This is a genomic window from Pseudomonas sp. Marseille-P9899, from assembly GCF_903166565.1.
GTDB lineage: Bacteria > Pseudomonadota > Gammaproteobacteria > Pseudomonadales > Pseudomonadaceae > Aquipseudomonas > Aquipseudomonas huaxiensis.
Genome location: NZ_CAESCG010000009.1, coordinates 30,954 through 56,151, shown reverse-complemented (window position 1 = coordinate 56,151; position 25,198 = coordinate 30,954). Strand labels below are relative to the sequence as shown.

Here is a 25,198-nt window from a genome sequence, read left to right as displayed (position 1 = left end):
ACGCGCGCCGGCCGCTGCGGGCGCGTTTTCTTTTCGATACCCCGACCCTTTTTTTGCCAAGCCGAATCTAGCAGGAACCCATCATGGATGCGTTTGAACTTCCAGCCACCCTGGCTCAGTCCCTTCAACGTCGCGCCGCACAGACGCCGGACAAACTGGCGCTGCGGTTTCTTTCCGACGAAAAGGACCAGGGCCTTGTGCTGACCTACCGTGACCTGGACCTGCGCGCGCGAACCATCGCTGCCGCCCTGCAGTCCCAGGCCGCGCTGGGTGACCGGGCGATCCTGCTGTTTCCCAGTGGCCCGGACTATGTCGCGGCGTTCTACGGCTGCCTGTATGCCGGCGTGATCGCGGTGCCGGCCTATCCGCCGGAGTCCAATCGCCGCCATCACCAGGAGCGCCTGCTGTCGATCATCGCCGACGCCGAGCCGAGCCTGGTGCTGACCGCTTCGGGCCTGCGCGAGAGCCTGTTGGAAGTCGCCGAACTGGCCGCCGACGGCGCTCCGGCGCTGCTCTGCGTGGATACCCTGGACAGCGCGGCGGCTGACGCCTGGCAAGCACCGGAACTGACCGGCGAACACATCGCGTTCCTGCAATACACCTCGGGTTCCACCGCGCTGCCCAAGGGCGTACAGGTCAGCCACGGCAATCTGGTGGCCAACGAGAAACTGATCCGCCATGGCTTCGGCATCGACATCAACCCGGACGACGTAATTGTCAGTTGGCTGCCGCTGTACCACGACATGGGCCTGATCGGCGGCCTGCTGCAACCGATCTTCAGCGGCGTGCCCTGCGTGCTGATGGCCCCGGCGTACTTCCTGAGCCGGCCACTGCGCTGGCTGGAAGCGATCAGCGACTACAAGGGCACCATCAGCGGCGGCCCGGACTTCGCCTACCAGCTCTGCGCCGCGCGGGTCAGCGATTCGGCGCTGGCCCGGCTCGACCTGAGTGGCTGGCGCGTGGCCTATTCCGGCTCCGAGCCGATCCGCCTGGACAGCCTGGACGCGTTCGCCGAGAAGTTCGCCGGCTGCGGTTTCGACGCCAGCAGCTTCTTCGCCTCCTATGGCCTGGCCGAGGCGACTCTGTTCGTCGCTGGCGGCAAGCGTGGCCAGGGCATTCCGCACCTGCGCCTGGACGAGCAGGCACTGGCGCGCAACACCGCCGAGCCGGGGCAGGGCAGTCCGGTGATGAGCTGCGGCACCAGCCAGCCGGAACACGGCGTGCTGATCGCCGATCCACACAGCCTGGCGGAACTGGGCGAAAACCAGGTCGGCGAAGTCTGGGCCTGCGGCCCGAGCATCGCTCACGGCTACTGGCGCAACCCCGAAGCCACGGCCAAGACCTTCGTCCAGCATGCCGGCCAGACCTGGCTGCGCACCGGTGACCTGGGCTTCATCCGCGACGGCGAGCTGTACATCACTGGCCGCCTGAAAGACATGCTGATCGTCCGCGGCCAGAATATTTATCCACAGGACATCGAGCAGACCATCGAGCGTGAAGTGGACGTGGTGCGCAAGAGCCGCATCGCCGCGTTCGCGGTCACTCAGGACGGCGTCGAGGGTATCGGTATCGCCGCCGAAATCGGCCGCAGCGTGCAGAAAAGCGTGCCTGCCGACGAGCTGATCAAGCGCCTGCGCCATGCTGTGGCTGACGCCTTCCAGCAAGCCCCGAGCGTGGTGGTGCTGCTCAATCCCGGTGCCTTGCCGAAGACCTCCAGCGGCAAGCTGCAACGTTCCGCCTGCCGCACCCGCCTGGCCGATGGCAGCCTCGACAGCTACGCGGTGTTCCCGCAACAAGCGGGCGCGGCCAAGGCCAGTGACGCAGTGCTGGCCCAGTCCAATCTGCAGGAACTGGTGGCGCGCACCTGGCGCGAACACCTGCAGGTCGAGGACCTCGCCGCCGACGATCACTTCTTCCTGCTGGGCGGCAACTCCATCGTGGCGACACAAGTGGTCGCCAGCCTGCGTGAAGCGCTGGGCATCGAGTTGAACCTGCGCCTGCTGTTCGAAGCGCCGACGCTGGAAGGCTTCGTTGCCGCCATCGAAGGCGTGCAGTCCGGCGCCCAGGCCCAGGACGGCATCGCCCGCCTGGCCGGCGACGAAGGGCTGCCGCAACCCCTGGCGCAGAACCGCCTGTGGTTCACCTGGCAACTCGACCCGCAAAGCAGCGCCTACAACATTCCTGCGGGCCTGAACCTGCGTGGCGAGCTGGACGAAAACGCGCTGCGTAGCGCCTTCCAGCACCTGGTCGAGCGCCACGAATCGCTGCGCACGCGCTTCTACGAAGAAGATGGCGTGGCCTTGCAGCGGATCGACGCTGCCAGCCCGCTGGCAATCTCGCGTATCGACCTCAGCGAGCTTGATGACGATGAGCGCCGCGCCCGCGCCCTGGCGATCCGCGAGGAGCAGGCGCGCCTGCCGTTCGATCTGGAAAACGGCCCGCTGCTGCGGGTGCAACTGGTGTGCCTGGACGAGCAGGAGCACCAACTGCTGGTGACCCTGCACCACATCATCGCGGACGGCTGGTCGCTGAACGTGCTGATCGACGAGTTCTCGCGCCTCTACGCCGCCGCCGTGCAAGACCAGCCGCTGGTGCTGGAGCCGCTGCCGGTGCGTTACGCCGACTACGGCCAGTGGCAGCGCGAATGGCTGGCCCGCGGTGAAGCCCAGCGCCAACTGGATTACTGGAAAGCGCAGTTGGGTGACGAGCAGCCGAGCCTGAATCTCGCCACCGACCATCCGCGTTCCGCCCGCCAGCAACACAGCGCCGCGCGCTACAGCCTGCGCCTGAGCGCCGAGCTGAGCAGCGCGCTTAAAGACGCGGCACAACGCAATCAATCGACGCCGTTCATGCTGCTGCTGGCCGGCTTCCAGAGCCTGCTGCACCGCTACAGCGGCCAGACCGATATCCGCATCGGCGTCCCCGGCGCCAACCGTCCGCGCCTGGAAACCCAGGGCCTGATCGGCTTCTTCATCAACACCCTGGTACTGCGCGCCGAACTGGAAGCTCGCCTGCCATTCGCGCAACTGCTGGCCCGCACCCGCCAGACCGCGCTGGAAGCCCAGGCCAATCAGGACCTGCCGTTCGACCAATTGGTCGAGGCTTTCCCCCAGGCCCGCGAACAGGGTCTGTTCCAGGTCATGTTCAACCACCAGCAACGCGACCTGAGTGCCTTGCGCCGCCTGCCGGGCCTGCTCGCCGACGAGCTGCCGTGGCACAGCCGCGAAGCCAAGTTCGACCTGCAACTGCACAGCGAAGAGGACCGCAACGGGCGCATTAGCCTGTCGTTCGACTACGCCGACGAATTGTTCGAGCGCGCGACCATCGTCCGCCTCGCCGCGCATTACGTGCGCCTGCTGACCCAGGTCAGCGCCGACGCCGACATCGCCCTCGGTGACCTGCAACTGCTGGACGCCACCGAAGTGGCCCGCCAGCAAGACTGGAGCGTCGCGCCTTGCGCCCCGGCCAGCCGCTGGCTGCCGGAACTGCTCAATGAACAGGCCCTGCGCAGCCCCGAGCGCACTGCGCTGGTGTGGGATGGCGGCAGCCTCGACTTCGCCGGCCTGCACGTTCAGGCCAACCGCCTGGCCAACTACCTGCGCGACAAAGGCGTCGGCCCGGATGTGAAAGTGGCGATCGCCGTGGAGCGCTCACCGCAACTGCTGGTCGGTCTGCTGGCGATCATCAAGGCCGGTGGCGCCTATGTGCCGCTGGACCCGGATTACCCGAGCGAGCGCCTGGCCTACATGTTGGCCGACAGCGGCGTGTCGCTGCTGCTGACCCAGAGCCATCTGCTCGGCGACATGCCGAGCGCCGAAGGCGTCAGCGCCATCGCCCTCGACACCCTCAAGCTGGACAACTGGCCGAGCCACGCGCCGGGCCTGCACTTGCATGGCGACAACCTCGCCTACGTGATCTACACCTCCGGTTCCACCGGCCAGCCGAAAGGGGTGGGCAACACGCATGCGGCCCTGGCCGAGCGCCTGCAATGGATGCAGGCCACGTACCAGTTGAACGACACCGACGTGCTGATGCAGAAGGCGCCGATCAGCTTCGACGTGTCGGTGTGGGAGTGCTTCTGGCCGCTGATCACCGGCTGCACGCTGGTCATCGCCGGCCCTGGCGAGCACCGCGATCCGCACCGCATCGCCCAGTTGGTCCGGCAGCATGGCGTGACCACGCTGCACTTCGTGCCGCCGCTGCTGCAACTGTTTATCGACGAGCCGCTGACCGCCGGCTGCGACAGCCTGCGCCGGGTGTTCTCAGGTGGTGAAGCGCTGCCCGCCGAGCTGCGCAACCGCGTCCTGGCGCAACTGCCCAACGCGCAATTGCACAACCGCTACGGCCCGACCGAAACCGCGATCAACGTCACCCACTGGCACTGCCAGACCAGCGATGGCGCGCGTTCGCCGATTGGCCGCCCGCTGGGCAACGTGATCTGCCGAGTGCTCGATGGCGAACTGAATGCCCAGCCGGATGGCGTCGCCGGTGAGCTGTGCATCGGCGGCATCGGTCTGGCGCGCGGCTATCTGGGCCGCGCCGGGCTGACCGCCGAGCGCTTCGTGCCGGACGCTGCCGGCGAGCCGGGCGCTCGTCTGTACCGCACCGGCGACCGCGTGCGCTGGGCCGCCGATGGCGCGCTGGAATACTTCGGTCGCCTGGACCATCAGGTAAAACTGCGCGGCTTCCGCGTCGAACCGCAGGAAATCGAAGCGCGCCTGCTGGCGCTGGACGGCGTTGGCCAAGCGGCGGTGCTGGTTCGCGAAACCGTCGCCGGCCCCCAACTGGTGGGCTACTTCACCGCCGAGGCGAGCGAGGAGGGCGAGGCCGCGCAAGTGGCGCGGCTCAAGGCCGAGCTGGCGCTGGAACTGCCGGAGTACATGGTGCCGGCGCAACTGATGCGCCTCGACGCCATGCCTCTCGGTCCGAGCGGCAAGCTGGACCGCCGCGCGCTGCCGGAACCGCAATGGCAATCCCGCGAGCACATCGAGCCGCAAACCGAGCTGCAACAGCGTATCGCCGCGATCTGGCGCGACGTGCTGGGTGTGCCGCGCATCGGCCTAGCCGATGACTTCTTCGAACTGGGCGGCCACTCGCTGCTGGCGACCCAGATCATTTCCCGCGTGCGTCAGAGCTGCGACGTCGAGCTGCCGTTGCGGGTGCTGTTCGAGCATCGCGAACTGGGCGATTTCGCTGCCCGTGTCGCCGCCCTGCACGCCGCCGGCGAGCGCAACAGCCAGCAGCCGATCGGCCAGGTCGATCGCCGCCAGGCGGTGCCGCTGTCGTACTCGCAACAACGCATGTGGTTCCTCTGGCAGATGGAGCCGGACAGCCCGGCGTACAACGTCGGCGGCATGGCGCGCCTGAGCGGTGCGTTCGATATCGGCTGCTTCGAGGCCGCGTTGCAGGCGCTGATCCTGCGCCACGAAACCCTGCGCACCACTTTCCCGAGCGTCAACGGTGTGGCCTGCCAGAAGGTCTCGGAAGAGACCGGCGTGGCCATGCAATGGCTGGATATCTCGGCACTGCCCGCCGCCGAGCGCCAGGTGCGCCTGCAAGCCTTCGCCGACAGTGAAGCGCACACGCCGTTCGACCTGGAAAGCGGCCCGCTGCTGCGCGCCTGCCTGGTCAAGGCTGGCGAGCAGGAGCACTACTTCGTCCTGACCCTGCACCACATCGTCACCGAAGGCTGGGCGATGGATATCTTCGCCCGCGAACTGGGCCTGCTCTACGAAGCCTTCCTCGACGGCAAACCGTCGCCGCTGGAACCGCTGGCGGTGCAGTACCTCGACTACAGCGTGTGGCAGCGCCAGTGGCTGGAATCCGGCGAGCGCCAGCGCCAACTGGATTACTGGACCGCGCAACTGGGCAAGGAACATCCGCTGCTGGAATTGCCCGGCGACCGTCCGCGCCCAGCGGTGCAGAGTCACCAGGGCGAGCTGTTCCGCTTCGACCTCGCCGATGACCTGGCCGGCCGCGTGCGCGCCTTCAACGCGAAGAATGGCCTGACCCTGTTCATGACCATGACCGCCGCCCTGGCGGTGCTGCTCTACCGCTACAGCGGCCAGACCGACCTGCGCATCGGCGCGCCGGTGGCCAACCGTATCCGCCCGGAAAGCGAAGGGCTGATCGGCGCCTTCCTCAACACCCAGGTGCTGCGCGTGCAGCTCGACGGGCAGATGAGCGTCGGCGAACTGTTCGAACAGGTCCGCCACACCGTGATCGAAGGTCAGTCGCACCAGGACCTGCCGTTCGACCATCTGGTGGAAGCCCTGCAACCGCCGCGCAGCGCCGCCTGGAACCCGCTGTTCCAGGTGATGTGCAACGTGCAGCGCTGGGAATTCCAGCAAAGCCGCGAGCTGGCGGGCATGACCGTCGAATACCTGGTCAACGATGCCCGGGCGACCAAGTTCGACCTCAACCTGGAAGTCACCGAGCTGGATCACCGCCTGGGTTGCTGCCTGACCTACAGCACCGACCTGTTCGATGAGCCGCGCATTGCGCGCATGGCCGGCCACTGGCGCAACCTGCTGCAAGCGCTGCTGGACAACCCGCAACAGCGCCTCGGCGAACTGCCGCTGCTGGATGACAGCGAGCGCCAGGGCCTGATCGACAGCCTTGGCGCCGAGCCGGGCGAGCAGCGTCTGGACCAGTGCATCCACAGCCTGTTCAGCCAGCGCGTGCATGCCAACCCTGACGCCGGCGCGCTGACCTTCCGTGGCCAGACTCTCAGCTACGGCGAGCTGGACGCCCAGGTCAACCGCCTGGCCTGGATGCTCCGCGAGCGTGGCGTCGGCCCGCAGGTGCGGGTCGGCCTGGCACTGGAGCGTTCGCTGGAAATGGTCATCGGCTTGTTGGCGATCCTCAAGGCCGGCGGCGCCTATGTGCCGCTGGACCCGGAATACCCGCTGGAACGCCTGCAATACATGATCAAGGACAGCGGCGTGCGCCTGCTGCTCAGCAACGCAGCGCTGCTCGACGCTTTGGGCGAACTGCCCGAAGGCGTGGCGCGCTGGAGCCTGGAAGACGACCTGCCGAAACTGGCCGCCTACCCGCACAGCGAGCCGCCGTTCCTCAGCCTGCCGCAGCATCAGGCGTACCTGATCTACACCTCCGGCTCCACCGGCCTGCCGAAAGGCGTGGTGGTCAGCCATGGCGAAATCGCCATGCACTGCCAGGCGGTGATCAAGCGCTTCGACATGCGCCCGGACGACTGCGAACTGCATTTCTATTCGATCAACTTCGACGCCGCCACCGAGCGTCTGCTGGTGCCCTTGCTGACCGGTTCGCGGCTGGTGCTGCGCGCCCAGGGCCAGTGGGACGCCGAGGAAATCTGCACGCTGATCCGCGAGCAGGGCGTGACCATCCTCGGCTTTACGCCGAGCTACGGCAGCCAGCTGGCGCAGTGGCTGGCGACCCAGCAGCAACGCCTGCCGGTGCGCATGTGCATCACCGGTGGCGAAGCGCTGACCGGCGAGCACCTGCAACGGATTCGCGCGGCCTTCGCGCCGGCGCTGTTCTTCAACGCCTACGGTCCGACCGAGACCGTGGTCATGCCGCTGGCCTGCCTGTCGCCGGCCGAGCTGGACGAGGGCCAGGCCAGCGTGCCGATCGGCAGCGTGGTGGGCGCGCGGGTGGCGTACATCCTCGACACTGATCTGGCGCTGGTGCCGCAAGGCGCCACCGGTGAGCTGTACGTTGGCGGCGCCGGCCTCGCGGTCGGCTACCACGAGCGGGCGGGGCTGACTGCCGAGCGCTTTGTCGCCGATCCGTTCGCCCGCAATGGCGGCCGTCTGTACCGCACCGGCGACCTGGTGCGCCAGCGTGCCGACGGCCAAGTGGAATACATCGGCCGGGTTGACCATCAGGTGAAGATCCGCGGCTTCCGTATCGAACTGGGCGAAATCGAAACCCGTCTGCTGGACCACCCGGCCATCCGCGAAGCGGTGGTGCTGGCGCTGGAAACGCCGGCGGGCAAGCAACTGGCCGGTTATCTGGTCAGCGATGTGGCCAATCAAGACGAGGCGCAACAGGCGCATCTGCGCGAAGCGCTCAAGGCCGCCCTCAAGGCGCAGCTGCCGGACTACATGGTGCCGACCCACCTGATCCTGCTGGACGCCATGCCGCTGACCGCCAACGGCAAGCTCGACCGCCGCGCCTTGCCGGCGCCGGACCCGGAGCTGAACCGCCAGCAGTATGTGGCGCCGAGCAGCGAGCTGGAACTGACCCTGGCGCGGATCTGGGGCGAAGTCCTCAACGTCGCCCAAGTGGGCCTCAACGACAACTTCTTCGAACTGGGTGGCGACTCGATCCTGTCGATCCAGGTGGTCAGCCGTGCCCGTGCGGCCGGCATCCACTTCAGCCCCCGCGACCTGTTCCAGCACCAGACCGTGCAGAGCCTCGCGGCGGTGGCCACCACGCAAGAACTGGTCAGCGCCGAACAGGGTCTGCTCAGTGGCACCTCGGGGCTGACGCCGATCCAGCACTGGTTCTTCGAGACCCCGATCGCCAACCGTCAGCACTGGAACCAGGCGGTACTGCTGGAGCCGACCCTCTCCCTGCAGGCCTCGCTGCTGGAACAGGCGCTGAACACAGTGCAGCACCAGCACGACGCCCTGCGCCTGCGCTTCAGCGAGCGTGACGGGCAGTGGCAGGCGCAGTTCAGCGAGAGCGCCGGCGATAGCCTGTTGCGGGTGGCGCAAGTCAGCGACATGGCCCAGTGCGTGGCACTGTTCGACGACGCCCAGCGCAGCCTCGACCTTGCGCACGGCCCGCTGCTGCGCGCCTTGCTGGTGGACGGCCCGCAAGGCCAGCAGCGCCTGCTGCTGGCGATCCATCACCTGGTGGTGGACGGCGTGTCCTGGCGTGTCTTGCTGGAAGACCTGCAAACCGCCTATCGCCAATTGCAGGTCGGCGATGCCGTGCAGCTGCCGGCCAAGACCAGCGCGATGCGCGACTGGGCGGCACGCCTGCACACCTACGCGGCGAGCGAATCGCTGCGCGAAGAACGCGACTGGTGGCAAGCACAACTGGCGGGCGCCGGCCAGCAACTGCCGGACACCGACCTCAATGGCGGCCAGCAGAACCTGCACGCCGCCACCGTCAGCGTGCGCCTGGACGCCCAGCGCACCCGTCAGCTACTGCAAGACGCCCCGGCGGCGTACCGCACGCAGATCAACGACCTGCTGCTGACCGCCCTGGCCCGCGTGCTGTGCCAGTGGACCGGACAGGCCTCGGCGTTGGTCCAGCTTGAAGGCCATGGCCGCGAAACCCTTTTCGACGAGATCGACCTGACCCGCAGCGTCGGCTGGTTCACCAGCGCCTATCCGCTGCGCCTGACCCCGGTGGCGAACGACGCTGCGGCGTCGATCAAGGCGATCAAGGAACAACTGCGCCAGGTGCCGCACAAAGGCCTCGGCTACGGTGTGCTGCGCTACCTCGGCGACGATGCCAGTCGCGCGGCGATGCAAGCGCTGCCGCTGGCGCCGGTGACCTTCAACTACCTCGGCCAGTTCGACCAGAGCTTTGCCAGCGACGCGCTGTTCCGTCCGCTGGAAGAGTCCGCCGGCACCGCCCATGACCCGCACGCGCCGCTGCCCAACGAACTGAGCATCGATGCCCAGGTCTACGCCGGCGAACTGGTGCTGCGCTGGACCTTCAGTGGCGAGCGCCACTCAAGCGCGGCCATCGACACCCTGGCCAACGCTTATCTGGCGCAGTTGCAGGCACTGGTCGAGCACTGCGTCACCGCGGGCAATGGCGGCCTGACGCCGTCGGACTTCCCGCTGGCCAGCCTGACCCAGGCGCAGCTCGATGCACTGCCGGTGCCGGCAGCGCGGATCGAAGACGTCTACCCGCTGACCCCGATGCAGGAGGGCATGCTCCTGCACACCCTGCTGGAACCGGGCACCGGCCTGTACTACATGCAGGACCGCTACCGCATCAACAGCGCCCTCGACCCCGAGCGTTTCGCCCAGGCCTGGCAGGCCGTGGTGGCCCGCCATGAAGCGCTGCGCGCGTCGTTCTGCTGGGATGTCGGGCAGACCATGCTGCAGGTTATCCACAAGGCGGGCGATACCGCCGTCGAATACCTCGACTGGCGCGACGTGCCGGCAGATGAGCAGGAGCCGCGCCTGCAAGCGCTGCACAAGCGCGAGCGCGAGGCCGGTTTCGATCTGCTGCACCAGGCGCCGTTCCACCTGCGCCTGATCCGCGTCGGCGAGGCGAACTACTGGTTCATGATGAGCAACCACCACATCCTGATCGATGCCTGGTGCCGTTCGCTGCTGATGAACGACTTCTTCGATATCTACATGGCCCTCGGCGAGGGGCGCGAGGCGCAACTGTCGCCGCCGCCGCGCTACCGCGACTACATCGGCTGGCTGCAACAGCGCGGCCTGGAGCAGGCGCGCAACTGGTGGCGCGACAACCTGCGCGGCTTCGAGCGGCCGACGCCGATCCCGAGCGACCGGCCTTACCTGCGCGAACATGCCAGCGAGCACGGCGGCATGATCGTCGGCGACGTCTACACCCGCCTCGAGGTGAAAGACGGCGCCCGCCTGCGCGAACTGGCGCAGCAGCATCAACTGACCGTCAACACCTTCGCCCAGGCGGCGTGGGCCCTGACCCTGCGGCGCATGAGCGGCGACCGTGACGTGCTGTTCGGCGTCACCGTGGCCGGGCGTCCGGTGGACATGCCGCAGATGCAGCGCACCGTCGGCCTGTTCATCAACACCATTGCCCTGCGCGTCGGCCTGCCGCGTGACGGCCAGCGCCAGAGCGTGCGCCAGTGGCTGACCGGCCTGCTGGACAGCAACATGGAGCTGCGCGAGTACGAATACCTGCCGCTGGTGAACATCCAGGAAAACAGCGAACTGCCCAAAGGCATGCCGCTGTTCGACAGCCTGTTCGTGTTCGAGAACGCCCCGGTGGAAGTCTCGGTGCTGGACCGTGCGCAAAGCCTGAACGCCACCTCGGACTCGGGCCGGACTCACACCAACTACCCGCTGACCGCCGTCTGCTACCCGGGCGACGACCTCGGCCTGCACCTGTCCTACGACCAGCGTTACTTCGATGAATCCACCGTCACCGGCATGCTTGCCGAGTTCAAGCGCCTGCTGCTGGCGCTGGTGGAAGGCTTCCATGGCGATATGGCCGAGCTGCCGTTGCTGGGCGAGGCCGAGCGTGAATTCCTGGTGCAGGGCTGCAATCAGAGCGCTCATGAGTACGCGCTGGAACGCAGTTATGTGGCGCTGTTTGAAGAGCGAGTGGCCGCGCATCCCGAGCGTGTTGCCGTCTCCTGCCTTGAGCGTCAGGACACCTACGCCGAACTCAATGCCGCCGCCAACCGCCTCGGCCATGCGCTGATCGCGGCGGGTGTTGGCGTCGATCAACCGATCGCCCTGCTGGCCGAGCGTGGCCCGGACCTGCTGGGCATGATCGTCGGCAGCTTCAAGGCCGGCGCGGGTTACCTGCCGCTGGATCCGGCGCTGCCGAACCCGCGTCTGAGCGGCGTGATCGCGCAGAGCGGTGCGCCGGTGCTGGTGTGCAGCGCCGAATGCGAAGCGCAGGCCCGCGAACTGTTGGCTGGTCTGGAAAGTCCGGTGCAATTGCTGGTCTGGGAACAGGTTCAGCAGAGCGGGGTGTCTGTGGATAACCCTGGCCGCTACAGCGCCCCGGACAACCTCGCCTACGTGATCTTCACCTCCGGTTCCACCGGCCTGCCGAAAGGCGTGATGGTCGAGCAGCGCGGCATGCTCAACAACCAGTTGAGCAAGGTGCCTTACCTCAATCTGAGCGACGCCGATGTGATCGCTCAGACCGCGTCGCAGAGCTTCGACATTTCCGTCTGGCAGTTCCTTGCTGCGCCGCTGTTTGGTGCCCGTGTGGATATCGTGCCGAATGACATCGCCCGGGATCCGCAGGCGCTGCTGGCCCACGTTCAAACTCAGGGCATCAGCGTGCTGGAAAGCGTGCCGTCGCTGATTCAGGGGCTGTTGGCCGAAGAGCGCGTGAGCCTGGACGGCCTGCGCTGGATGCTGCCAACTGGCGAAGCCATGCCGCCTGAACTGGCGAAGCAATGGCTGCTGCGTTATCCACAGATCGGTCTGGTGAACGCCTACGGCCCGGCCGAATGCTCGGACGACGTGGCGTTCTTCCGCGTCGATCTGGATTCCACGCAAAGCACCTACCTGCCGATCGGCACGCCGACCGACAACAACCTGATCTACCTGCTGGACGACGCGCTGGAGTTGGTGCCGCTGGGTGCCGTCGGCGAGTTGTGCGTGGCGGGGACAGGCGTCGGTCGCGGTTATGTCGCCGACCCGCGTCGCACCACCCCGGTGTATGTGCCGAACCCGTTCGGCGCACCGGGCGAGCGCCTGTACCGTACCGGTGACCTGGCACGCCGCCGCGCTGATGGCGTTCTCGAATACGTCGGTCGCGCCGACCATCAAGTGAAGATCCGCGGCTACCGCATCGAGCTGGGCGAAATCGAAACCCGCCTGCAAGAGCACCCGGCGATCCGCGAAGCGGTGGTGCTGGATATCGACGGTCCACAGGGCAAGCAGCTTGCGGCGTATCTGGTTGCCCGTGGGGAAGTCGATGGCGAAGCGCTGCGCGAAGAGTTGAAAACCGCACTGAAGGCCAGCCTGCCGGACTACATGGTGCCAACCCACTTTGTGCTGCTGGCCGCCATGCCGCTGACCCCGAACGGCAAGCTCGACCGCAAGGCGTTGCCGAAACCGGACACCACCCAGGCGCAAACAGCCTACGTGGCGCCGGTCACCGAGCTGGAGCAACAGCTCGCGGCCATCTGGGCCGAGGTGCTGAAAATCGAGCGCGTCGGCCTCGATGACAGCTTCTTCGAACTGGGCGGTCACTCGCTGCTGGCGACCCAGGTCATCTCCCGCGTGCGTCAGGCCCTGAAGATCGAGCTGTCGCTGCGCAGCCTGTTCGAAGCCCGGGACCTGCGCGGCTTTGCCCGCCAAGTCGAGCAAGGCGAAAGCAGCAAGCTGCAAGCCATCGGCAAGGCTGACCGCGACCAGCCGCTGGCGCTTTCGTACGCTCAGCAACGGCAGTGGTTCCTCTGGCAACTGGAGCCGCAGAGCGCGGCGTACAACATGCCGGCGGCGCTGCGCCTGAAGGGCGCGCTGGATATCGCTGCGCTGGAACTGGCCTTTGAAACCCTGATCGGCCGCCACGAAACCCTGCGCACCACCTTCCGCCAAGACGGCAGCCAGGCCGTGCAGGTCATCCACGCGGCGGCGCCGTTCGTGCTGGCGCTGGAGCAGTTGCCGGACTCGCAACTGCCGCAGGATGAACAGGTGCGCCTGTTTATCGAGGACGAAACCCTGCGTCCGTTCGACCTGGAGCAGGGGCCGCTGCTGCGCGTACGCCTGCTGCACCTAGGCGAGAACGAACATGTGCTGGTGCTGGTGCAGCACCATATCGTCACCGACGGCTGGTCGATGCCGATCATGGTCGATGAGCTGATGCGCCTGTACGCCGGCTACAGCCAGGGCGAGGAAGTGGCGCTGGCACCGCTGCCGATTCAATACGCCGACTACGCCTTGTGGCAGCGCACCTGGATGGAAGCGGGCGAGAAGGACCGGCAACTGGCCTACTGGACCGCACAACTGGGCGGCGAGCAACCGGTGCTGGAACTGCCGACCGACCATCCGCGGCCACCGGTGCAGAGCACCGAGGGTGCGCAACTGCACCTGGAACTGGATGCCGAACTGGCGGCGCAGCTGAAAGCCTTGGCGCAAGCGCAGGGCGTTACCCTGTTCATGCTCCTGCTGGCCTCGTTGCAGACCCTGCTGCACCGCTATTCGGGGCTGGGCGATGTGCGTGTCGGCGTACCGATCGCCAACCGCAACCGCGCCGAGACCGAAGGGCTGATCGGCTTCTTCGTCAACACCCAGGTGCTCAAGGCCGAGGTGGATTCGCAGACCGCCGTTGCCGCGTTGCTGCAACAGGTCAAGCGCCATGCGCTGCAGGCCCAGGCCCATCAGGACCTGCCGTTCGAGCAACTGGTGGAAGCGCTGCAACCCCAGCGCGACCTGAGCCGCAGCCCGCTGTTCCAGGTGATGTACAACCACCAGAACGAGGCGCCGCAACTGGTCCGCGAGCTGGCCGGGCTGACCTTGCAAGGGGTGACTTCGCAGAAGCACACTGCGCAGTTCGACCTGATGCTCAACACCGTCGAGCAAGACAACGGCCTCAGCGCGTCGCTGACCTACGCCACCGCGTTGTTCGAAGCGGACACCATCGCGCGCATGGCCAGCCACTGGCAGAACCTGCTGCGGGGCATGGTTGCCGATGCGCAGCAGCGGATTGGCGAGCTGCCGCTGCTGGGCGATGCCGAGCAGCACCATATCCTCGGTGAGTGGAACGCCACTGCGGCCGAGTTCCCGAGCGAGGCGTGCATCCAGAGCCTGATCGAGGCGCAGGTTGCTGCAACGCCGGACGCTCCGGCGCTGGTCTTTGCGGGTGAAGAACTGAGTTACGCCGAAGTGAACCGCCGCGCCAACCAACTCGCTCACAAGCTGCGCGAAATGGGCGTTGGGCCGGATGCACTGGTGGGCATTTCGGTCGAGCGCAGCCTGGAAATGGTTATCGGCCTGGTGGCGATCATCAAGGCGGGCGGTGCCTATGTGCCGCTGGACCCGGATTATCCACAGGACCGTCTGGCGTACATGATCGAGGACAGTGGCGTGCAATTGCTGCTGACTCAAAAGGCGCTGGTTGATCGTCTGCCGATTCCAGCGGAAATCCAGTCGCTTTGCCTGGATCAACTGGATCTGAACGGTTACAGCGACGCCAACCCGTCGCTGCACACCGTGCCGGAAAACCTCGCCTACGTGATCTACACCTCGGGCTCCACCGGCAAGCCAAAAGGGGCGGGCAACAGCCATCGCGCCCTGGTCAACCGCTTGCACTGGATGCAGAAGGCTTACGGTCTGGACGGCACGGACACCGTCCTGCAAAAGACCCCGTTCAGCTTCGACGTGTCGGTGTGGGAGTTCTTCTGGCCGCTGCTGACCGGCGCTCGTCTGGCGGTTGCACTGCCGGGCGATCACCGTGATCCGGAGCGTCTGGTGGCGACTATCAACGAATACGGCGTCAGCACGCTGCACTTCGTGCCGTCGATGCTTCAGGCGTTCATGACCAGCGAGCTGGTCGAGTCGTGCGGTTCTCTGAAGCGCGTCGTTTGCAGTGGTGAAGCATTGCCGGCCGAGCTGGCGGCCCAGGTGTTGAAACGCCTGCCACACACCGGCTTGTACAACCTGTACGGCCCGACCGAGGCGGCGATCGACGTCACCCACTGGACCTGCACTCTGAACGATCACCTGAGCGTTCCGATTGGTCAGCCGATCGACAACCTCAAGACCCACATCCTCGAAGACGGCCTGTTGCCCGCCGCACCGGGCACTGCTGCCGAGCTGTACCTGGGCGGTGTCGGTCTGGCTCGCGGTTACCACAACCGTCCTTCGCTGACTGCCGAACGCTTCGTGCCGGACCCGTTCTCGACCGAGGGCGGCCGCCTGTACCGCACCGGCGACCTGGCGCGCTACCGCGACGAGGGCGTGATCGAATACGCCGGTCGTATCGACCACCAGGTGAAGATTCGCGGTCTGCGGATCGAGCTGGGTGAAATCGAAGCACGTCTGCTGGAGCATCCGGCAGTCCGTGAAGCCAGCGTGATCGATATCGACGGCCCAAGCGGCAAGCAACTGGCGGTGTATCTGGTGGCCCAGGACAGCGGCGATTTGAAAGACGCACTCAAGGCGCATCTGAAAGCCCATCTGCCCGAGTTCATGGTCCCAAGCCACTTCGTACTGCTGGAGAAAATGCCACTGAGCGCCAACGGCAAGCTGGACCGCCGTGCGCTGCCCAAACCCGATATCAGCCAGTCGCAGGCCGCCTATGTTGCGCCGACGAATGCGCTGGAAACCCAACTGGCGGCGATCTGGGCCGACGTGCTCAAGCTGGAGAAAGTCGGCGTGACCGACAACTTCTTCGAGCTGGGCGGCGACTCGATCATCTCCATCCAAGTGGTCAGCCGTGCGCGTCAGGCGGGCATCGTGTTCAGCCCGAAAGACCTGTTCCAGCGCCAGACCGTGCAAGGCATCGCCCAGGTGGCGAGCCGTGCTGCGGTGGTGCGTATCGAGCAGGGCCCGGTGACCGGCGAAACCCCGCTGATGCCGATCCAGCACTGGTTCTTCGACAGCGCGATTCCTGAGCGTCATCACTGGAACCAGTCGGTGCTGCTCAAACCGACCGTGCACCTGGAGGCCGCGCCGCTGGAAGCGGCCTTGCAGGCACTGCTGGTGCATCACGATGCGCTGCGCCTGAGCTTCGTCGAGGGTCGCGCACGTTTCCGCGACGCCGCTGCCGGCGAGTTGCTGTGGGTACGCGAGCTGTCCAGCCGCGATCAATTGGCTGCACTGACCAACGAAGCACAACGCAGCTTCGATCTGGAAAACGGCCCGCTGTTGCGCGCCCTGCTGGTCAACCTGCCGCAGGGCGAACAACGCCTGCTGCTGGTGATCCATCACCTGGCGGTGGACGGTGTGTCCTGGCGCATCCTGCTGGAAGACCTGCAAGCCGCCTACAACGGCGTCGCGCTGCCGGCCAAGACCCATTCGGTCAAGGTCTGGGCCGAACACCTGCGCACCTTCGCCGGTACTTCGGCGCTGGAGCAGGAACTGGGCTGGTGGCAGGCGCAGTTGCAGGGCGTCAGCGACGCACTGCCGCTGGACCGTGCCGAGGGCGGTCGCCAGCACCAGCACGAAGCGACCGTTCGCACGCAGTTGAACAGCGCGCTGACCCGCCAGTTGCTGCAGGACGCCCCGGCGGCCTACCGCACGCAGATCAACGACCTGCTGCTCACCGCGCTGGCCCGCGTCATCAGCCGCTGGAGCGGCAACGCCGAGACCCTGGTGCGCCTGGAAGGTCACGGCCGTGAAGACCTCTTCGATGGCCTCGACACCACCCGCACCGTCGGTTGGTTCACCAGCCTGTACCCGGTGAAACTCACCCCGGCCGCGGAGCTGGGCGTGTCGATCAAGGCGATCAAGGAACAACTGCGCGCCGTGCCGAACAAAGGCCTCGGTTATGGCGTGCTGCGCTACCTGGGCAGCGACGCGGCGCAAGCCAGCCTCGCCGCATTGCCGCAAGGCGAGATCGTCTTCAACTACCTCGGCCAACTGGATGCCAGCTTCGCCGCCGAAGGCGCGCTGTTCGCGCCGTCTGGCGAGGGCAGTGGCGAAGGCCAGAGCCCCGAGGCGCCATTGGGCAGTCTGCTGGCGATCAACGGCCAGGTGCTCAAGGGTGAGCTGGAACTGGCGTGGAGCTTCAGCCGCGAAGTATTCGACGCTCAGACCGTGCAAGCCCTGGCCGATGCCTACGGCCAGGAGCTGCAACAGCTGATCGAACATTGCGTGGCCACCGGTGTGGCCGGCGTGACGCCATCGGACTTCCCGCTGGCCGGCCTCGACCAGCAGCAACTGGACAGCCTGCCGCTGGCCGCAGCGCAGATCGCCGATGTCTACCCGTTGTCGCCGATGCAGCAGGGCATGCTGTTCCATAGCCTGTACGAGCAGGAGGGTTCCAGCTACGTCAACCAGATGCTCGCGCAGGTGCGCGGCCTGGATGTCGAGCGCTTCCGCGCGGCGTGGCAGGCGGTGGTGGATAACCACGATGTGCTGCGGGCGAATTTCGTCAGCAGCTTCGCCCAGCCGTTGCAGGTGATTCGCCGCCAGGTGGCGGTGTCCTTCGCCGAGCTGGACCTGCGTGGCCAGACCGTATCGGACGAGGCCCTGGCGGCCTGGGCCGAGGCGGACAAACAACGCGGCTTCGATCTGCAACGTGACCCGCTGCTACGCCTGACCCTGCTGCGCACCGCCGAGGACAGCCACTACCTGGTGTTCACCAGCCACCACATCCTGCTCGACGGCTGGAGCAACTCGCGGATGCTCGGCGAAGTGCTTCAGCGCTACAGCGGTCATGTGCCGGCGGCCGGCAAGCGCTACCGCGACTACATCGAATGGCTGCAACGTCAGGACGCTCAGGTTGGTCAGGATTTCTGGCTCGGCCAACTGGCCGGGCTGGACGAGCCGACCCGCCTGGTGCCAGTGTTCAAGGCACCGGTCGAGGGTGAAGGCTTCGCTGACCTGTTGTTGACCCTGGACAGCGCGCGCACCCGTCGTCTCAACGACTTCGCCCGCGACCAGCGCGTCACCGCCAACACCCTGCTGCAAGCGGCATGGATGTTGGTGTTGCAGCGTTACACCGGGCAGTCCGGGGTGACCTTCGGCGCCACCGTCGCCGGGCGTCCGGCCGACCTGCCGGGCGTCGAAGAACAGCTTGGCCTGTTTATCAACACCTTGCCGGTGGTGGGCCGTCCTCGGGTCGAACAGACCGTGGCCGAGTGGGTGCAACAGGTCCAGGCGCAGAACCTGGCCCTGCGCGAACACGAGCACACGCCGCTGTATGACATCCAGCGCTGGGCGGGCTGGAATGGCGAAGCGCTGTTCGACTCGATCATGGTCTTCGAGAACTACCCGATCGCCGACGCGCTGCATAACGCGGCGCCGGACGCCTTGGTATTCGACAAGGTGGTCAGCCAGGAGCAGACCCACTACCCGCTGACCCTGGTGATCGAGGCGGGCGACGAGTTGGCCGTGCGCATGAGCTACGACCGTCAGCAACTGGCCGGCGACACCGTGGCGCAACTTGGCGCGCATTTCGAGCACCTGCTGCTGGCGCTGGTGGCCAATCCGCAGGCGGCGCTGGGTGAGTTGTCGATGCTGTCCGAGGTCGAGCAGCAGCACATCCTCGGTGAGTGGAACGCCACTGTGGCCGAGTTCCCGAGCGAGGCGTGCATCCAGAGCCTGATCGAGGCGCAGGTTGCCGCAACGCCGAACGCTCCGGCGCTGGTCTTCGCGGGTGAAGAACTGAGCTACGCCGAAGTGAACCGCCGCGCCAACCAGCTCGCTCACAAACTGCGCGAGCTGGGCGTCGGCCCGGATGCGCTGGTGGGCATTTCGGTCGAGCGCAGCCTGGAAATGGTTATCGGCCTGGTGGCGATCATCAAGGCGGGCGGTGCCTATGTGCCGCTGGACCCGGATTATCCACAGGACCGTCTGGCGTACATGATCGAAGACAGCGGCGTGCAACTGCTGCTGACCCAGTCGTCGTTGCTTGAGCAACTGCCGATTCCGGCGAGCGTTCAGGCGCTGAGCCTGGATCAACTGGATGTTTCCGCTTACAGCGATACGAATCCGTCGCTGCACACTGTGCCGGAAAACCTCGCTTACGTGATCTACACATCGGGCTCGACGGGCAAGCCGAAAGGGGCGGGCAATAGCCATCGCGCCTTGGTCAACCGTTTGCACTGGATGCAGAAGGCTTACGGTCTGGACGGCACGGATACCGTGCTGCAAAAGACCCCGTTCAGCTTCGACGTGTCGGTGTGGGAGTTCTTCTGGCCGCTGCTGACCGGCGCTCGTCTGGCGGTTGCATTGCCGGGCGATCACCGTGATCCGGAGCGTCTGGTGGCGACCATCAACGAGTGCGGTGTCAGCACGCTGCACTTCGTGCCGTCGATGCTTCAGGCGTTCATGACCAGCGAGCTGGTCGAGTCGTGCAGTTCGTTGAAACGCGTCGTTTGCAGTGGTGAAGCATTGCCGGCCGAGCTGGCGGCCCAAGTGTTGAAACGCCTGCCACACGCCGGGCTGTACAACCTGTACGGCCCGACTGAAGCGGCAATCGACGTCACCCACTGGACCTGCACTCTGAACGATCACCTGAGCGTTCCGATTGGTCAGCCGATCGACAATCTCAAGACCCACATCCTCGAAGACGGCCTGCTGCCCGCCGCACCGGGCACTGCTGCCGAGCTGTACCTGGGCGGTGTCGGTCTGGCCCGCGGTTACCACAACCGTCCTTCGCTGACTGCCGAACGCTTTGTGCCGGATCCGTTCTCAACCGAGGGCGGTCGCCTGTACCGCACCGGCGACCTGGCGCGCTACCGCGACGAGGGTGTGATCGAGTACGCCGGCCGTATCGACCATCAAGTGAAGATTCGCGGTCTGCGGATCGAGCTGGGTGAAATCGAAGCGCGTCTGCTGGAGCATCCGGCAGTCCGCGAAGCCAGCGTGATCGATATCGATGGCCCAAGCGGCAAGCAACTGGCGGCGTATCTGGTGGCCCAGGACAGCGGCGATTTCAAAGACGTGCTCAAGGCGCATCTGAAAGCCCATCTGCCCGAGTTCATGGTCCCAAGCCACTTCGTGCTGCTGGAGAAAATGCCGCTGAGCGCCAACGGCAAGCTGGATCGCCGAGCGCTGCCCAAGCCCGATATCAGCCAGTCGCAGGCCGCCTATGTTGCGCCGACGAATGCGCTGGAAACCCAACTGGCGGTGATCTGGGCCGACGTGCTCAAACTGGAGAAAGTCGGCGTCACCGACAACTTCTTCGAGCTGGGCGGCGACTCGATCATTTCCATCCAGGTGGTCAGCCGCGCCCGTCAGGCGGGCATCGTGTTCAGCCCGAAAGACCTGTTCCAGCGCCAGACCGTTCAGGGCATTGCCCAAGTGGCCAGTCGTGCCTCGGCGGTGCAGGCGGAGCAGGGGCCGGTGACCGGTGAGGCGCCGTTGACGCCGATCCAGCGCTGGTTCTTCGACAGCCAGATTCCGCAACCGCACCAGTGGAACCAGGCGCTGATGCTGGCGCCGCGTGAAGCCTTGCAGGCGGATGTGCTGGACGCTGCGTTGCAGGCGTTGCTGGCCCAGCATGATGTCTTGCGGGCACGCTTCAGCCACGACGGCGCGCACTTCCAGGCGCAGGCCGGCGAATCGCTGTGGGTACGCGAACTGTCCAGCCGCGATCAATTGACCGAACTGGCCGACGAAGCCCAACGCAGCCTCGATCTGCAAAACGGTCCGCTGCTGCGCGCAGTGCTGGTCAACCTGCCGCAGGGCGAGCAGCGCCTGTTGCTGGTGATCCATCACCTGGTGGTGGACGGTGTGTCCTGGCGGATCCTGCTGGAAGACCTGCAGAGCGCCTATGCCGCCCTGGCGACCGGCACGGCGCCGGCCCTGCCGCGCAAGACCAGCTCGTTCAAACACTGGGCCGAGCAGTTGCAACGCCATGCCGGTAGTCCGGCGCTGGCGGCGCAATTGGGCTGGTGGCAGGCGCAGTTGCACGGCGTCAGCGATGCGCTGCCGTGCGACCGTGCCGAGGGCAGCCAGCAACAGCAGCATGCCCTGTCGGTGGCGACGCGGCTTGACCGCGAGCTGACCCGCCAGTTGCTGCAGGACGCGCCCGCCGCCTACCGCACGCAGATCAACGACCTGCTGCTGACCGCACTGGCGCGGGTTATCGCGCGCTGGACCGGTCGTGCCGAGACCCTGGTGCGTCTGGAAGGCCATGGCCGTGAGGAGCTGTTCGACGACCTGGATATCACCCGCACCGTGGGCTGGTTCACCAGCCTGTACCCGGTGAAGTTGACCCCGGCGCTGGAACTGGCCGACTCGATCAAGGCGATCAAGGAGCAACTGCGCGCGGTGCCGGACAAGGGCACCGGTTACGGCGTGCTGCGTCACCTGGGCAACGACCAGGCGCGAAGCACCCTTGCCGGGCTGGCGCAAGGCAGCATCGTCTTCAACTACCTCGGTCAGTTCGATGCCGGTGTCAGTGACGGCCTGCTGGTTGCAGCCAGCGAAAGCTGTGGCCAGGGCGTCAGCCCGCTGGCGCCGCTGGGCAGTCTGCTGAGCATCGATGGTCAGGTCTCCGGCGGCGAACTGTCGCTGGCCTGGACCTTCAGTTGCGAAGTGTTTGATCCTGCGACCATCCAGCGCCTGGCCGACGACTACGCCAGCGAACTGGCGCAATTGATCGCGCACTGCGTCAGCGCTGGCGTGGGCGGCGTGACGCCGTCGGACTTCCCGCTGGCCGGCCTGAGCCAGATGCAACTGGACGAGTTCCCGCTGGCGGCCGGCGAGATCGCTGACCTCTATCCGCTGTCGCCGATGCAGCAGGGCATGCTGTTCCACAGCCTGTTCGAGCAGGAAGGCGCCAGCTACATCAACCAGATGCTCGCCGACGTGCGCGGCCTCGATGTGCCGCGCTTCCAGGCGGCATGGCAGGCGGTGGTGGACAGCCATGACGTGCTGCGGGCGAATTTCGTCAGCAGCTTTGGCCAGCCTTTGCAGGTGATCCGCAAGCAACTGGCGGTGCCGTTCGAGGTTCAGGACTGGCGCGGTCGCGCCGACCTGGAGGCAGCAGTGGCTGCCTACGCCGAGGCCGACAAGCAGCGTGGCTTCGACCTCGAACGCGAGGCCCTGCTGCGCCTGACCCTGCTGCGTACCAGCGAAGACACCTGGCACCTGGTGTACACCAGTCACCATATCCTGCTCGACGGCTGGAGCAGTTCGCGCCTGTTGGGTGAAGTGCTGATGCACTACCGCGGCGAAGCAGTACCGGCGCCACGCGGTCGCTACCAGGACTACATCCAGTGGCTGCACGGCCAGGATGCCCAGGCCAGTGAATGCTTCTGGAGCGAGCAACTGGCTGAGCTGGATGAGCCGACCCGTCTGGCGCCGTGCTTCCACGCGGCGGAGCAGGGACGGGGTCATGGCGAGCACCGCCATGTCTTCGCCGAGGCTGCGAATGCGCGGCTGGGCGAGTTCGCCCGGGATCAGCGCGTGACCCTCAATACCTTGCTGCAAGCGGCGTGGATGTTGCTGCTGCAACGCTACACCGGTCAGGCCAGCGTGACCTTCGGCGCCACCGTGGCCGGGCGTCCGGCGGACCTGCCGGGTGTGGAAGAGCAGCTTGGTCTGTTCATCAACACCCTGCCGGTGGCGGGCAGCCCGCGTGCCGAGCAGACCGTGGGTGACTGGGTGCAGCAGGTGCAGGCGCTCAACCTGGCCTTGCGTGAACACGAACATTCTCCGCTGTACGAAGTCCAGCGCTGGGCGGGCTGGGGTGGCGAGGCGCTGTTCGACTCGATCATGGTCTTCGAGAACTACCCGATCGCCGAGGCCCTGCAACAGGCGTCGCCGCAGTCGCTGGTATTCGACAACGTGATCGCCCAAGAGCAGACCCACTACCCGTTGACCCTGGCGGTGGAGGCGGGCGAGCAACTGGTGCTATCGATGAGCTATGACCGCGGTCATTTCGATGCCCCGGCCATTACGCAACTGGCCAGGCACTTCGAGCACCTGCTGCTGGCCCTGGTCAGCGATGCCCGCGCGTTGCTGGGCGAGCTGCCGCTGCTGGACGCCGACGAGCGCCAGCATCTGCTGCACGACTGGAACGACACGGCCGTGGCCTTCGCCGACGCACCGATTCATGACCTGATCGAGGCCCAGGTGCAGATCACGCCAGAGGCTGTGGCGCTGATCCTGGGTGAGCGGCAACTAAGCTACGCCGAGCTGGACCGTCAAGCCAACCGTCTGGCGCATCACTTGCGTGAACTGGGTGTGGGCCCGGACGTATTGGTGGGTATCTCGCTGGAGCGCAGCCTGGAAATGGTCGTCGGCCTGCTGGCGATCCTCAAGGCGGGCGGTGCTTATGTGCCGTTGGACCCGGCGTACCCGCGTGAGCGGCTCGATTACATGTTGCGCGACAGCGGCATTCGCCTGCTGCTGACCCAGTCCTCGCTGCTGGCGCAACTGCCGGTGAGCGAGCAGGTTCGCAGCCTGGAACTGGACCTGCTGATCGACTGGCAGGACAGCACCGAGGTCGCGCCGCCGCAGGTTCATCTGCACGCGGACAACCTTGCCTATGTCATTTACACCTCCGGTTCGACTGGACGACCGAAGGGCGTGGAAATTCGTCATGGCGCGTTGACCAACCACATGCTGTGGATGCAGAACGAACTGGCACTGGCGCCACGCGACCGCGTCTTGCAGAAGACCGCGTTCAGCTTCGACGCCTCGGTCTGGGAGTTCTGGCTGCCGCTGCTCAACGGTGCGCAACTGGTGCTCGCCAGCCCGGCACTGAGCGATGACCTGACGTTGCTCTGGAGCGAAGTGGCCGAGCACCACATCAGCATCCTGCAACTGGCGCCGTCGGTACTTCAGGCGTTGCTGCCGGACGTGAAGGGCGGCCAACTGGATTCGCTACGCACTTTGGCCTTTGGTGGCGAGGGCTTGAGCGCGGCGCTGGTGGAGCAACTGCGTCAGCAATGGAATGGCCAGGTCTACAACCTGTACGGCCCGACCGAAGCGACCATCGACACCAGCAGCCTTCTGATCGAAGGGCCTGTGGACACGGCGATCGCTGCGATTGGCCGGCCGATCAGCAACGTGCGCACCTATGTGCTGGACGCCAACTTGCAGGTCTGCCCGGTGGGCAGCGCAGGTGAGTTGTACGTCGGCGGTGACTCGTTGGCCCGTGGTTATCACCAGCGTCCTGATCTGACCGCCGAGCGCTTCGTGCCGGATCCGTTCACTCCGGGTGCGCGTCTGTACCGCACCGGCGACCTGGTTCGCTACCGCGCTGACGGCGTGATCGACTACCTCGGCCGTATCGACCATCAGGTGAAGATTCGCGGTTTGCGTATCGAGCTGGGCGAGATCGAAGCGCAGATCCTGCGCCATGCCGCCGTCCGCGAGGCGGTGGTGCTGGCGAAGGAAACAGCCAACGGTACGCAACTGGTGGCCTGGGTCGTGGGTGGCCAGGGCGATGAGCTGGTTGCCGAGCTCAAGGCGCTGCTGGGCCAGGACCTGCCGGGCTTCATGGTGCCGACGCAGTGGCTGTTCCTCGAGCAGTTGCCGCTGACGCCGAACGGCAAGCTGGACCGCAAGGCCCTGCCACAGCCGGACATCGGCCATGCGCACGCGGCGTATGTCGCACCGGTCACCGAGCTTGAGCGGCAACTGGCGGCCATCTGGGCCGACGTGCTGAAAGTCGAGAAGGTTGGCATGAGCGACGACTTCTTCGAACTGGGCGGGCACTCGTTGCTGGCGACGCAGATTGTCAGTCGGGTGCAGAAGGAACTGGGGCATCACGTGCCGCTGCGGGCGATGTTCGAACTCAACACCTTGCAGGCGTTGGCGCAGTACATCGACGGCCAGCAGGACACGCGCATCGACGAGGCCAAGGTCGACCGTCTGTCGGACCTGATGGCAGAACTGGAGGCGCTTTAAGCCGCGGGCGGGCGTTGTGGAAAAAAGCTTTC

The 25,198-nt window shown here is 66.1% G+C and carries 1 protein-coding gene; it reads left to right on the top strand.

What is annotated here, in order from left to right:
- Positions 1-83: 83 nt before the first annotated feature.
- Positions 84-25,166 (top strand): non-ribosomal peptide synthase/polyketide synthase, encoded by a 25,083-nt coding sequence (locus HWV67_RS28180; RefSeq protein ID WP_175653610.1) that lies wholly within the window; start codon positions 84-86, stop codon positions 25,164-25,166.
- The last annotated feature ends 32 nt before the right edge of the window (positions 25,167-25,198 follow it).